At 38.5% G+C, this 13,069-nt stretch carries 12 protein-coding genes and 1 other RNA gene; 3 read left to right on the top strand and 10 right to left on the bottom strand.

The features are described from left to right. Positions 1-39 precede the first annotated feature (39 nt). Together AC3ISB_RS12745 and AC3ISB_RS12740 are read right to left on the bottom strand one after the other, a co-directional pair. The gene (locus AC3ISB_RS12745; protein WP_076369116.1) at positions 40-219 is read right to left on the bottom strand and encodes a hypothetical protein; all 180 of its coding nucleotides are present in this window, start codon (positions 217-219) and stop codon (positions 40-42) included. Continuing rightward, the gene (locus AC3ISB_RS12740) at positions 220-963 is read right to left on the bottom strand and encodes a type II toxin-antitoxin system SpoIISA family toxin (protein WP_230302870.1); all 744 of its coding nucleotides are present in this window, start codon (positions 961-963) and stop codon (positions 220-222) included. Positions 964-1,283: 320 nt separating this feature from the next. Between AC3ISB_RS12740 and AC3ISB_RS12735 the strand changes: the two genes are divergently transcribed. Further along, complete coding sequence (locus tag AC3ISB_RS12735) at positions 1,284-2,369, top strand: MBL fold metallo-hydrolase (protein ID WP_489276626.1); 1,086 nt, start codon at positions 1,284-1,286, stop codon at positions 2,367-2,369. A 299-nt stretch (positions 2,370-2,668) separates the two neighbouring features. On the opposite strand, the gene AC3ISB_RS12730 is transcribed toward AC3ISB_RS12735, so the two are convergent. Continuing rightward, the gene (locus tag AC3ISB_RS12730) at positions 2,669-3,616 is read right to left on the bottom strand and encodes a DMT family transporter (RefSeq protein WP_098372212.1); all 948 of its coding nucleotides are present in this window, start codon (positions 3,614-3,616) and stop codon (positions 2,669-2,671) included. Positions 3,617-4,257: 641 nt separating this feature from the next. On the opposite strand from AC3ISB_RS12730, the gene AC3ISB_RS12725 reads away from it, so the two are divergent. After that, positions 4,258-4,584, top strand: coding sequence for a YnfA family protein (locus AC3ISB_RS12725; protein ID WP_489276623.1), 327 nt, complete (start codon positions 4,258-4,260; stop codon positions 4,582-4,584). A gap of 106 nt (positions 4,585-4,690) precedes the next feature. On the opposite strand, the gene AC3ISB_RS12720 is transcribed toward AC3ISB_RS12725, so the two are convergent. The 5 genes from AC3ISB_RS12720 to ssrS all read right to left on the bottom strand — a co-directional run bounded on the left by AC3ISB_RS12720 (position 4,691) and on the right by ssrS (position 8,628). Further along, on the bottom strand, positions 4,691-4,822 hold the full coding sequence (locus AC3ISB_RS12720; protein WP_489276622.1) for a hypothetical protein: 132 nt from the start codon (positions 4,820-4,822) through the stop codon (positions 4,691-4,693). Positions 4,823-4,837: 15 nt separating this feature from the next. Further along, positions 4,838-6,034: an MFS transporter gene (locus tag AC3ISB_RS12715; protein ID WP_489276620.1), complete on the bottom strand. Its 1,197-nt coding sequence runs from the start codon at positions 6,032-6,034 to the stop codon at positions 4,838-4,840. Positions 6,035-6,282: 248 nt separating this feature from the next. Then, positions 6,283-6,471, bottom strand: a complete 189-nt coding sequence (locus tag AC3ISB_RS12710; protein ID WP_098372209.1) for a hypothetical protein — start codon at positions 6,469-6,471, stop codon at positions 6,283-6,285. A gap of 313 nt (positions 6,472-6,784) precedes the next feature. Continuing rightward, positions 6,785-8,152 carry an MFS transporter gene (locus AC3ISB_RS12705; protein ID WP_098372208.1) on the bottom strand — a complete coding sequence of 456 codons (1,368 nt, stop codon included), beginning with the start codon at positions 8,150-8,152 and terminating at the stop codon, positions 6,785-6,787. Between the two features lie 288 nt (positions 8,153-8,440). Continuing rightward, a non-coding RNA gene (gene ssrS, locus AC3ISB_RS12700) (6S RNA) lies at positions 8,441-8,628 on the bottom strand. Positions 8,629-9,002: 374 nt separating this feature from the next. On the opposite strand from ssrS, the gene tatA reads away from it, so the two are divergent. Beyond that, positions 9,003-9,209, top strand: a complete 207-nt coding sequence (gene tatA / locus AC3ISB_RS12695) for a twin-arginine translocase TatA/TatE family subunit (protein WP_048686086.1) — start codon at positions 9,003-9,005, stop codon at positions 9,207-9,209. A gap of 325 nt (positions 9,210-9,534) precedes the next feature. Here the strand turns inward: tatA and AC3ISB_RS12690 are convergent, their stop codons facing one another. Together AC3ISB_RS12690 and bcaP are read right to left on the bottom strand one after the other, a co-directional pair. Beyond that, positions 9,535-10,833, bottom strand: a complete 1,299-nt coding sequence (locus tag AC3ISB_RS12690; RefSeq protein ID WP_489276617.1) for a protoglobin domain-containing protein — start codon at positions 10,831-10,833, stop codon at positions 9,535-9,537. A gap of 629 nt (positions 10,834-11,462) precedes the next feature. Next, complete coding sequence (bcaP, locus tag AC3ISB_RS12685) at positions 11,463-12,869, bottom strand: branched-chain amino acid transporter BcaP (protein ID WP_141994206.1); 1,407 nt, start codon at positions 12,867-12,869, stop codon at positions 11,463-11,465. Positions 12,870-13,069: the final 200 nt, after the last annotated feature.

Here is a 13,069-nt window from a genome sequence, read left to right as displayed (position 1 = left end):
CCATTAAATATCATAAGGAAAGGAAAACCCCTTCCCTTCTTATAAAACATTTTTTAATCGGCTGAAGCGTGCAGCTTTTTCTTTTTGCTTCAGGATAATGCGTTCGTTCTGTTTCATCACTTTTTTAGTATGGGGACTTAAACCTACATCGGGTATTTTCACCTGTGGTTTGATTACGGCAACTGACACGTCATTGCCGGCTTTATCATAAATGCTCATTTATCCTTCACCACCTGGTTTTTGTTTTATGACCATATCGAACATCATGATTAATAATGCTATTAATAAACAATCGACTTCTGAAACGAAGCTCTCTGATTTAACGTCGAGGATATAAGGTTCCATCAAAATGCTTACAGGCTGCAAAGCCATTTTTTCTTCATCATTATAATACGTATCTTCTCTTTCCAATGTAGCACGAATGGTACTGCCATTCAAGTTCGGATGCCCATTAATCACCAATTGCTTGTCCTGTTCCGTCTTGAAAGGAAGTATTTTCACGTTCATCCCTTCCTTTGCTGCATACGCTTGCAGGAGAATGCTCAAATAAGCCAAATATTCCTTATTCGTTTGATAATACTCAGGTATTCCTTCTTTTTTTAGGAGATGAAACATATTCTTGACCTTTTCCCTATTATCCGTTAAAAGTTTGTCACTTTCCGCAACGGCTTTTGTTGCATAGGATAGCTCGTTATCGCCAATCTTGGATATATACATGCTCAAGAACACAAACATATCAATCAGGATGAATACGATAGCCATAATCAAGAAATTTTTCCACTCATTAAAAATGCTCATCGGATAGAAATTCCAATAAATCAATGCACCCAGTATAAAAATGATATACCAGGTTTTTCGAATCGCTTCAATCCTTTTACTTACCTTGTCTTTATATTTCCAAGAAAGAATGACATAGGCTAATAAAGCAATAAATACTACCCATACAAATACTCTGAAAAACATTAACAATCGATTTATCACCCTACCCTTCGGCTGCTACAATCCTTATACCGCTCTCTATATTATTCATTATATATACCTCTATTCCCTGCCTAAGCCGGGTGAAACTTAAACACTTGTCAGAAGTTTTTCACTTGAGAAAAAACACTCCTCCCAATGTGGGTTTACAGTTAATGAATCATATGTTTCACCATCCATTACCCTTTTTTAAAAGGGTTCATCTTTATCATTTTTCTAGTGGGACATCATAGTAAATAACCTTATTAATTCTGTGATATGATATGTTTTAATAAAAGGTCTGATTATTATGGGAGGAAGCTATCATGATGAAAATTATTAAGATCCTCATTTCTTCTTTTATAATATTGTTACTTTTCCTAAACCTCTATCCTCCGCTTGGAAGACGGACAAACAAAGAAAAAGTGAGAAGTTTCACTACAAAAGAGAATTTCGCCAAGGGAAAATTCCAAAATCAGATTCCTGCCAGTCAAGCGATGAGTCTTAAACATACTGGTTCCATTTTACGTGATTTCATAAAACCTAATCCAAAAAGGAGGCCCGACCGTCCCATCTTAATTGGAACAAAAGACCCTGCATCTTTGAATTCCAATAAAATCACCTGGTTTGGTCATTCTGCATTCATGTTGGAGTTAGATGGGAAAACCATTTTAGTCGATCCCATGTTTGGCAAAGCACCCACTCCCTTTCCTTGGTTTGGGAACAAGCGCTTTAGCGGGAAATTGCCTTTTGATTTGGATATGCTGCCTCCTATCGATGCCGTCCTGCTCTCACATGATCACTACGATCATTTGGATTATTTCTCAATAAAGAAATTAAAAGATAAGGTCAGTCAGTTCATTGTCCCACTCGGTGTCGGTGGACATCTAGAAAGATGGGGCGTTAAACATGAACTGATTCAGGAACATAATTGGTGGGATGAAGTTTCATTCAAGGACTTGCAATTTGTTTGCACGCCTGCAAGGCATTTTTCTGGTAGAAGTTTAGGCGATGGCAATACGACACTATGGTGTTCTTGGATAATTAAAGGAAATCAAGAAAAGGTATATTTCAGCGGCGACAGTGGATATGGTAGCCATTTTAAAGAAATCGGAGAAAAATACGGACCTTTTGATATAACTTTAATGGAATGCGGCCAATATGATGAACGTTGGTCAACCATCCATATGATTCCGGAAGAAACTGTTCAAGCACACATCGATGTACAAGGAAAACGGATGATCCCCATTCATTGGGCTGGTTTCACATTGTCTTTTCATGACTGGACAGATCCGATAGAACGGGTAACAAAAGCGGCCAATGACCTAGGCGTCCAGGTCTGCACACCTCAAATAGGCGAACCAGTAATGATTAATTCAACAGATTTCCCTCAAACAAGATGGTGGAAATGAAAATGGTCCATTCAGTTGTAGAAAAAAGGGTTTCGGAAAACATATCTTTCATCAAATGATATTCCCAAAGCAATACCTTCAAAACCTACTGTATCGTTTCTATTTAACTGTTAGACCTAAGTTGATCGGAGCGGGTGTGCGAGACTCCTGCTTAGAAAAGCGCGTCCAAGTGAGACCCCTGCAGGCGCAAGCCGAGGGCGGGCAGCCCGCGTAAGCGAGTGCCTGGAGCGGAAATCAACGACCGAAAATACCGTAGACAAACTGAATGGTCCATCCCTAATGGGACGGACCATTTTCATTCACATTTTCCCTTCATTATATTCCAGATTCACTTTTATTGAATGCTCTTTCTTCACACCAAAATAATTCGTGCCTATTACACCTAAAATGATTAATATCGACCCCAAAATATCGTAGATGGTAATCGTTTCATTTAGAATGAGAGCTCCTGCTGTTATCGTTACAACTGTGGAAAGATTAGCAAACACACTCATTTGGGACGCTTTGATTTTTGATAAAATCGTATTGGATAATAACGAAGTGACCAATGAAGCCAATATTCCCAAGTACAAAATGGAACTGATGAATTCCGTGCTCGACCATGGTGTAAAGAATTCCGCCATCGATCCTTGTTTTAAGTGGGTGAAGAGCGCAGCCACGTTAAATATGACAAAGCCTGTTCCCATCATGAAAAAGGACATTTCGCCTGGTGTATAGTCCTTGGCAAGTGAACGGGTCATCGTTGTGTAACAGGCAGTTGCAATACAGGATAGCAAGATCAACAGCATCCCAAGCATGTCGGAAAAATCGATGGTGCTCCCTTTCATCACAAAAATAAAAATGACCCCCACTACCGACAAAACAATCGAAAGCTTTTGATATAAAGATGTTTTCTCCTTCAGGAAATATCCAGCTATCATCAATGTTAGAATTGGGGTGACAGCAGACAGAATTCCAGCATCGGTGGATTGCGAATACTTAAGTCCGAAAGTTTGAAAGGCAAAGAAAAGAGTTGGGAACAACAAGGATAGCGGGATCAGATTTTTAACCGACTCCCAGGAATAGCTCACCTTAATGACTTTAACGGCGACCAGGAATAAAATGATGACGAAAGAAACCGTGAATCGGAACGCCAAAGTATCAAGCGGATTCGATTCTGCAATCGCCATTTTCGTAAATAAGAAAGATAGACCGACAATACTTGAATGAAATAGCGCTAACATGTATGCAAATGTTCGGGATTTCATGGCTGCAACTCCTCAACTAGATTACTATATTCCTATTTAGGTATAGTACCCTTTGCATCTGTTTTGCAATCCAAGTTAGAGTTAAAAAATCCTGGTCTTTTTTTGGATATTTTACGTATTTGAAATTTTAAAAAGACAACAATGTGGTGTTGACATGTTAATTTATTAGCCTTTTTTGTTGTTTTAATTTGTAAGAACATAGGAGAAAAATGGATGCCAGCTTATCATGAGGAACGATACTCCCATTTTTCATATAGCTTGAAATTATATTGAGGATTATGAATGCAGTTTGTGCTATGCAAATTAAAGCCTATTACAATAATGTATGGTTGAATTAAATCTGAATGCATCATATCGTAAGAAAGTAATAATTATTAATCGACAATGACAGTGTTTTTTTGATAGGTTTCTTCTACTTCAATGCTATTGTAGGCAATCGGTTCTTTAAAAGTGGTCTGAGCTTTCTGTTTTCTTTTCAAATACATACTAATTGTATAAGTAACACAACCTCATAACTATGTCTCTTTAATGAAGAATCAAGATGTTGCACTAGTAACTTTCAATTAGTTAGAACTTTGTTGAAGTATGATCATTTACAATTCATATATGATAAAATTTCAACGAGGAAGCGAGGTATATATATGTTAGTTACTACTTTAATTTTCATTATAGCTGGCCTAGCGGAAATTGGCGGCGGTTACCTTATTTGGCTCTGGTTAAGAGAAGGAAAATCCATTTACCTAGGTTTAGCCGGAGGTTTCGGATTGGTGCTATACGGGATCATTGCAACTTTCCAAACGTTCCCTACCTTTGGACGTGTCTATGCTGCATATGGCGGGGTTTTTATTGTTTTATCGGTTTTATGGGGATGGGGCATCGATAAGAAAACCCCTGATTTATATGATTGGATTGGTGCTGTAATCTGTTTGGTCGGGGTTTCAGTCATTATATGGGGTCCTAGACACTAAAAAAATTAAAGGGCATAAGGCCCTTTAATTTCTTTTACCAAATTCTCCATTATTGTTTGGCCGATCTTCATCTGATTTTAATACAGTGATTCAGCCTTGGTATACGTTATATCAATTTCTTTTCCTGCCTGATTGCAGTCAAGTTGCTGAAATTATCCTGAATCAACCAAATCGCCGCTGCTGCAATGATGCATGGTATGGCAAAAGCTAAAAAATTGACTTGTAATGACAACTTCATATCAAGCAGGATTCCTCAGAAAGTAGGGGCGAGTATTCCGCCAATTCTGCCGATGCCCAATGCCCAGCCGACACCTGTAGAACGGATTTCATTCGGATAATACTGGGATACATATGCATTCGTTACGATTTGTGTACCAGTTGTCGTACCTCCTGCAATGGCAATCAGTATATAAAGCATGATCATGCTTGGCTTGAAACTCAGCATTGTAAGGGTAATGAATCCAATGACCAAAAAAGTTACCAGAATCCTCTTGGAACCATATCTGTCTGCAAGCTTCCCTCCAACTATTGCCCCAAAAACTGCTCCAAGGTTCAATACGACTAAGAATGTCAGGCTTGAACCTAATTCATATCCTGCCCCTCCCATGATCTTTGGAAGCCATGTACTCAAGCCATACATTACGAACAAGCACATGAAAAATGCAATCCAGAACATGAGAGTGCTTAGAGTCCTCCCTTTTTTGAATAACTCTTTAACTGGAAACCCTTTCATTTCACTTTTAAGTTGCTCCCGAAGGACATAATTATCATTCATGGTGTATTGCCCGTCTACATTCACTTGATTCAGAACGTCCACCAATTTGCTTTTTTTGTTTTTTGTCATTAAATAATTAATCGACTCTGGCAACAATTTATATAATATGGGCATGAAGATTAATGGAAGTGCACCGAGCCAAACCACTGCCCGCCAATCAAAGTTCGGAATCAGATACATCGCTCCCATTGATGCGACAACTCCCCCTAAAGCGTGCCCGCTGAACATGATCGCGACCAAGGTACTTCTAAGTTTTTTAGGAGCATATTCAGTAATGATTGCAATTAGGTTCGGCATGACTCCTCCCAGTCCAAGTCCTGCAACAAAACGTTGTATTCCAAAAGAAGTTGGTTCATCAGCAAATCCTGATGTAAATGTAAATACGGAAAAAATGACCGTACAAATCATAATGACTTTCTTTCTGCCGAATTTATCAGCCAGTGGTCCAAAGACCAACGCTCCTATCATCATTCCAAACAATGCATAGCTGCTGAATAACCCTGCCTCTACAGCAGTTATCCTCCACTCCGCCATCAAAGATGTCAGGATCGTCCCAAGCATGAACATATCATACCCGTCACAGATGATGATAAAGATACAACATAATAAAATCTGTAAATGAAAGCGGTTAAATTTTTGTTCATCAATCATTTCAGGCACTTGGATCGTGCGCATTTCCTTCCCCTCTTTCTGCTTTTCCTTGTGTCATAGTATTAAGGATGTCCCTATTTTTTAGGTCGAACTAAAATTTAATCACAACTGATTATGTAGTTACAAAGACGAATTACACACATATAGAACTAAGTTCACTATATATTAACTTAGTTTTTAGAATATTGTCAATAATCAAAGTCGATTATCCATATATTAATCAACAAAAAAAAGCCCTCTTATCAAAGAGGGCTTTTAACGGAATATAAGGATTAAGCTTCCGAGGCTTCTTTACGCTTTCTTTTCCTTGATTCTGTTATAAGATCATAACCAAGATAAAGGATGATGGCTCCGCCTAACAATTTAATATATAACGGAATGTCCGCTACAAAGAAATAAATCATTGAGAATAATGTCCCTATAATGCTTAACCAAAAAATTATATGTTTTAAAATTTTCAAAGTAAGACTCCTCACAAAAGATGAGATTATTTTCTAGTTCGCTCCATTTTAAGGAGGAATTAATTATCCGTACCATCATTCTAACATTTATTCTTTATATTAAGAGTGACTCGTATTGCGAAATTATGAACATTTAAGCAACTTTTCTCAAGAATAGGTCAAGCCAAACAATTCCCGGAAAATCTTTCCGCGAATTCTTTTCAATTTCCCTTTTCATATAGATCCATTACTACATCAAAAAATGCAAATAAAAAACAAATATGCATGAAATGACTACGGAGGTATCCCTGCATTGCATTCCATGCATTTAATTTTACAAGACGTTCATTTTATTGGACTCTACCACCATTTCTTCAGTTGGTTCCGAATGATCATGTTTATAATAAGCCATTTTCGCTGGAACGAATGATAAAGCAACCGCGGCAATGAGACCCGGAATAGCGAAGGCGATGAAATTCAATTGGATGGGTAGCGAGATGGATAAAAGGAATCCGCCGAGTATGGGTCCTAACATACCACCGATCCTTCCGATTCCAGATGCGACCCCTAATGCCGTAGATCTAATATTTGGTGGATAGTACTGGGAAACATAGGCTTGTACAAGATTTTGGGCACCAATGGTACAGGCTCCTGCAACCGCTACCAAAGTGTAAATCACAAAAGAGCTTCCGCCCATTCCCAATAGGGTCAAACTGACTGCCCCAAGCGCATACATCGGCACAAGCATTTTCTTGGATCCATAACGATCACAAAGTTTAGCGATGATAAGTGTCCCTACGATAGCGCCCCCTTGAAGAACGATCAAGAAACCTAAGCTTGAATTCAGCGCATACCCTGCCTCGATCATTAACTTTGGTAGCCATGTATTCAATCCATATACCATCAATAGACACATGAAAAAGGCGATCCAGAACATCAGTGTGCTTAGTGCACGGGAATCCTTGAATAATCCAACGATCGGCATATTCGTATCTGTTTTTTTCACTTCCACAATTTCGTCATTGATGTCGAATTTACTCTCCGGACTGACCTTGGATAATATCCTGATCAATTCTTCTTTTCTGCCAATTCTGATCAGATGCGTCGAAGCCTCTGGTAAACGCTTCATCATGTAGGGTAAAAATAACAATGGTATTCCTGCAAACCAAAATATTGATTCCCAGCCTAGTGAAGGCATAAGCAAGATACCCAATATCGGGGCAAGCATCCCACCGAATGAGTAACCGCACAAAACGATGGAAACGACCATGCTCCGCATCGTTTTCGGTGCATAATCCGTCAATAAGGCTATGACGTTCGGCATGATTCCCCCTAGCCCTAATCCGGCTAGAAATCGGAAAGTCGAAAACATCGTAGGCGTGTTCGCAAATCCACATAATAGTGTAAATAAACTAAATAAAATCAATGAAATAGCGATTACATTTTTTCTGCCAATCCGATCTGCTAATGTACCAAAGAAAATGGCCCCGAACATCATTCCAAATAGTCCATAGCTCCCCATTGCCCCCGCTTCCACGGAAGTAAGGTTCCACTCCTCCGTCAATACCGGGACAACCGTACCGTAAACGACGAGGTCATAGCCATCAAAAAGGATAATGATAAAACACCATGCCAGCAATCCAAAATGAAAGCGATTGAACTTACTGTTGCTAATTACCTCGGTCGTATTAATTTTAGCCATAAAATTTTCTCCTCTCTAGGTGACTGCAGTACTTCCTTCCAAATGATAGCGCTTACGTAATCCTTTTAAAAAATAACGACTCACCATCATATTATACAAATAGTGAACCGAGTTATCTAATTGTTATTATAAATGCTAATTATCTGATATTTCAATAAAAATTTTCATATATTTTTCATAAATTTCTTAAAAGGTTTTCTGATGCTATCGATATATACAAAGTTCCGACCATGCGTAAAAACAACAAAAAACCAGTCCCTTATCGGAACTGGTTTCTAGTTATAAAAATAGTAAGCCGCAATTGCCGTATTCAAGTAAGAAAGTTTTAAACCACCACTCCTCAAAGTGGGTGTTTGCAGAAACAATCCTGTTGTCCAAGTCAGTGACGAGGCATAACATTCCTGTCTCGATATAAAACTCCCTATTACAGCTTAAAGGTTAAAACTTAATTATCATTACGAACAACGCAGCTTGTATAGTTATAATACCGAAATATCTTCTATCTTGCAAGTTTAATCATTCCCAGACAACAAAAAAATTACATGTTACACATTAAGCTGGTGGAGCCAATTTGTCATGCCGAACCGTTAAAATTAATGGCTGCACTCTGATTTCTCATACTGTCCCCCGACTTTCATTGATATCTTTTTAAGGAATAGTATTCTTAGCATTCTTGGGTAAGTAATATTTTCAGATAGAATGTGCAAGATAAAATTGGGACGGAATTGAAGGTGTTTGTCTTGCGAAGATCATCGGATGCTGAACTGTATAGTATATCCTAAATAACATTTGCAAATACACGGAAGGAGTCTATAATATTAACTAACAGACTTGATTGGAGTGACTAGTTATGCTTTCAAACATTGGTTTTCCCGGTTTGATTTTAATCCTTCTTTTAGCTTTAATTGTTTTTGGACCGAACAAGCTACCTCAAATCGGTCGGGCAGTCGGCACCTCACTAAGGGAGTTTAAGGATGCAACCAAAGGAATAACAGAAGAAATACAAGAGGAATTCAAGGATGACGTACAAGCTGCAAAAAAAGAATCGATAAAATGAAAAAGACGCCTGCACGCAGCAGGCGTCTTTGATGCGTTTGTGGCGCAGAACCGTCAGGCCACATCCCGACGTTTAGCTAAAAGCTTGTTCTTCGACTTACACAAATTAGCTCATCGCTTTATTAATATAACATTAAACTTGTTTTATATCAAGTGATTTATTGAGCAGCCTGTTAACTGCATCTTGGATTTGATTTTATTTCCTTCATGTTGTTGCTATTCTATAAACCGCTTTAGGGCTTTTTAGAAATATTCTATCGAGTTGTTTATTAAAATATGAAAGAGCCCCGATAAAGTATTCTATCAAGCAAACTCGTTAAACTTCATTACAAGTTTATCGTTAATTGAGTCAATTGATCTGAGGAAACGGCCACTTGATTGAACGCTTCATTAATATCATCGAATATATCATTCAGCTCTGTCATTTCCTTTGTGATTTTAATATTCTGCTCTTTAACAGAAAGCATGGAGTTTGCTATTTCAGTAAAAAATATGCCAGTTTCTTTCCCTTGTTTCGTGCCTTTAGTAATTTCACCGCTAACCATGGAAATTGATGTGTTCATGACATCGGTAAAATGAGCAATTCCATTAACCAGTTTCACTACTTCCGAAACTGATTCCTTGGTATTTTCTGAAAGCTTCCTTACCTCACCTGCCACAACTGCAAATCCTTTACCATTTTCACCAGCTCTTGCCGCTTCAATCGCTGCGTTCAACGCCAACAAATTCGTTTGCTCTGCAATTGAAGTGATGAATGTGACAATTCGTTCAATTTCCTTTGACGTATTGGATAGCTGTTCCATATCTTTGGAGATGATCGTCATTTGCTCTTGCGTTTTTACCAATCTTCTCTCTAATCCTTGTAACAGTTCGACTCCTTCATTTGATTTTCCCTCTGCATGTATTGCAACCTCTGACCCTTTTTGAGTGAAATCATGAATTTCGCCTACCTTATTTGCCATTAATTGAGTTGCTGAACTAGTCTCTTGACTGATTGCTGCCAATTCCTCTGCATTATGATTGACCTGTAGTTTAATCGTTTCTTTTTCTGCTAAGTTTTTTTGGCGGATTTTCTCATTTTCAAGTTCATATGCCTCTAAAACTATTTGCTGCTCTAAATTAAAAATTTTTGTGACAGCCAGAATGTTTTCTTGATATTGCTCAATATTTTTTATATCGGAAATCACATGAATGATTAATGATTGCAATAAATCCTGAAAAGCACTCATATACCATTTTGGCTGCAGTCCAATTCGCACATGTACTTGTGCGATAATATAACGCTGTTTAACATACGCATCATCAATGGTACCGCTAAACATTTCGAACATATGGCGCTGCAGAGTCTTTTTCAATCTTTCAACAGAACTATTGTCCGAAATGATTTTCATTAATGAGGGTTCATTTTCTAGATTTTTATAAAAATTCCCTACAATTTGGGTCAAGTGTTCTTTCACTTTTTCCTGTAAAGAACGAATTATGCACAAATCCCCGATCGTCAAATGAATCATGTCCACTTGATTCAATACGCTTGGACATTCCCTGATATTAATACCAACTTGTTCTTTATATTGCATATAGTCTATTGAATCTATCTTTTGCTTACTTCTCCAGATACTTTTCATGATTGAATTGCCTCCAATTTTTTCTGCCCATATATACTATTTCGACATAAGGTCTGTAAATCTTAATTCACTTTGATAAATTTCCCTCTTTCACACAAGACTTATGAACTATTTATGTCCAAACAAAAAAACACTCCATGGAGTGTCTAAAAAGAAGTGCCTGTTGATTTAAGAAATCTGCTCCCTTTCCACCGACTGTCTGCCAAGCGTCTATGGGGGTTGTACAATTTGAACGTAGATTTCCACTCCAGGCAACTCGCTTTCCGCGGGCGGTCCGGGGCCTCCTCGGCGCTATTTGCGCCTGTGGGGTCTCCCTTGGACGCGCTTTTCCCACAGGAGTCACGTACCTTTCGTTCCAATCAACTGGAATATTTTTTTAAGAAAAAACTTTAGTCCGGTCTCATCTCGAATAAGACTAGTTATTAATTTTGGTTATTTACATTTCTATGAAACCTTCACTAGATTGAAGAAATTTGCGACACTCCTGCCGAATAACTGGCAGGCCAATAAAAAGTAAAAAACATGCGGGATAATCAAGTTTTCTTTTAAAATCATAGTTCGGAGTGAGAGCATTCCGAAACCCTTATGTCTTCAAGCTGAAACACTCCAGAGAGTGTCTTTTTAAATGATTATTTTTCCTGCTGGTTAAGATTGGAATGCTTACGAGAATAAGTGAAGTAAATGACGACTCCGATAGCCATCCAGATCAAGAACCTTATCCATGTATGACTTCCTAGCTGAACCATCAAGAATACGGAAAATACGATTGCCAGGCCTGGAACGAGCGGCACAGCCGGACAATAAAAAGCACGTTTCATATCCGGTCTTGTTTTCCGTAAAACGATGACCGCGACGGAAATCATCGTAAACGCAGTCAATGTTCCAATGTTGACCAACTCAGCCAAATCACCAAGAGGTATGAATGCCCCCAATAAGGCCGCTATCAAACCAAATATCCACGAGGCTGCATAAGGTGTTTTATATTTTTTATGAAGTTTTGATAAGGATTTTGGCATCAGCCCATCACGTGACATCGCAAACATGATTCGGGTTTGTCCATACAACATAACCAAGATCACCGTTGTCATTCCGAGGAAGGCACCTAAATCGATGATCCCTGCAACCCAATTTTGTCCTGCGCTTTGCAAGACCAAAGAAATCGGGTGGTCAAGAGCCTTGCTGAATTGTGCATACGGTACCACACCTGTCATGATTAGACTTACGATCATATAAAGCACAACACAAATGACTAAGGAACCGAGGATTCCGCGTGGTAAATTCTTTCCTGGATTTCTTGTTTCTTCAGCGGCAGATGCAACTGCATCAAAGCCGAGAAAGGCAAAGAACATTAATGCGGCAGTTGAAAATACCCCATCTATTCCAAATGGCATGAATGGCTGCCAGTTTTCCGGTTTCACATAATAAATAGAAGAAACGATGAACAATAAGACCACCAACACTTTTATAACGACCATTATATTATTGATTCTAGTCGTTTGTTTCGTACCTATGGAAATCAAAAAGGTAATCGCCATGACTATCAAAAAGGCTGGCAAGTTCATATAAGTCGTGACACCTTCAACCGAACCCGGTGCTGCCGTCAATTTCTCCGGAAAGTTAATCCCGAGTCCACTTAAAAATGATTGGAAATATCCCGACCATCCGGCCGATACGGCACTAACAGCCAATAAGTATTCAAGGATTAAATCCCAGCCGATTATCCAAGCGGCGAATTCACCTAAAGTTGCATAAGCATACGTATAAGTCGAACCGGAGACCGGCACGGAAGCTGCAAATTCTGCATAAGAAAGTGCAGCGAATAAACAAGCAAGACCAGCAATAACGAACGATAATGAAAGTGCAGGACCAGCATTCACTGCACCAGTACCTGTTAATACAAAAATGCCAGTCCCAATAATCGCTCCAATTCCTAGCATCGTTAAATCCCAAGCACCTAGTTCCCGTTTCAATCCCTTATCGCCGGAACCTGCGTTTTTCAACAAGTCCTCAATGGACTTCTTTCTAAAAATACTCATATCCTCTCCTCCATAAATTTTATAAACTATTCTGAAAACTACTGACAAATAATTTCGCTTAATATTTATATCGGAGAAATTTCGACAAATTTCCGCAATTCCTGAATTATCTGACTTTCAAATTATACGTATTACCCTTTCCTTCGTCAATAATTTATTATTTTAAAATTCTGTTTTTTGGATTTTCTTTGGAATGTATG

This window comes from Peribacillus sp. GL_122, assembly GCF_057835005.1.
This window is presented reverse-complemented; position numbering and strand designations above follow the sequence as displayed.

Excerpts from the sequence above, each read along its gene's own strand:
- AC3ISB_RS12745 (WP_076369116.1), bottom strand. The coding sequence starts at position 219 with ATGAGCATTTATGATAAAGCCGGCAATGACGTGTCAGTTGCCGTAATC.
- AC3ISB_RS12740 (WP_230302870.1), bottom strand. The coding sequence starts at position 963 with ATGTTTTTCAGAGTATTTGTATGGGTAGTATTTATTGCTTTATTAGCC.
- AC3ISB_RS12735 (WP_489276626.1), top strand. The coding sequence starts at position 1,284 with ATGATGAAAATTATTAAGATCCTCATTTCTTCTTTTATAATATTGTTA.
- AC3ISB_RS12730 (WP_098372212.1), bottom strand. The coding sequence starts at position 3,616 with ATGAAATCCCGAACATTTGCATACATGTTAGCGCTATTTCATTCAAGT.
- AC3ISB_RS12725 (WP_489276623.1), top strand. The coding sequence starts at position 4,258 with ATGTTAGTTACTACTTTAATTTTCATTATAGCTGGCCTAGCGGAAATT.
- AC3ISB_RS12720 (WP_489276622.1), bottom strand. The coding sequence starts at position 4,822 with ATGAAGTTGTCATTACAAGTCAATTTTTTAGCTTTTGCCATACCATGC.
- AC3ISB_RS12715 (WP_489276620.1), bottom strand. The coding sequence starts at position 6,034 with ATGCGCACGATCCAAGTGCCTGAAATGATTGATGAACAAAAATTTAAC.
- AC3ISB_RS12705 (WP_098372208.1), bottom strand. The coding sequence starts at position 8,152 with ATGGCTAAAATTAATACGACCGAGGTAATTAGCAACAGTAAGTTCAAT.
- tatA (WP_048686086.1), top strand. The coding sequence starts at position 9,003 with ATGCTTTCAAACATTGGTTTTCCCGGTTTGATTTTAATCCTTCTTTTA.
- AC3ISB_RS12690 (WP_489276617.1), bottom strand. The coding sequence starts at position 10,833 with ATGAAAAGTATCTGGAGAAGTAAGCAAAAGATAGATTCAATAGACTAT.
- bcaP (WP_141994206.1), bottom strand. The coding sequence starts at position 12,869 with ATGAGTATTTTTAGAAAGAAGTCCATTGAGGACTTGTTGAAAAACGCA.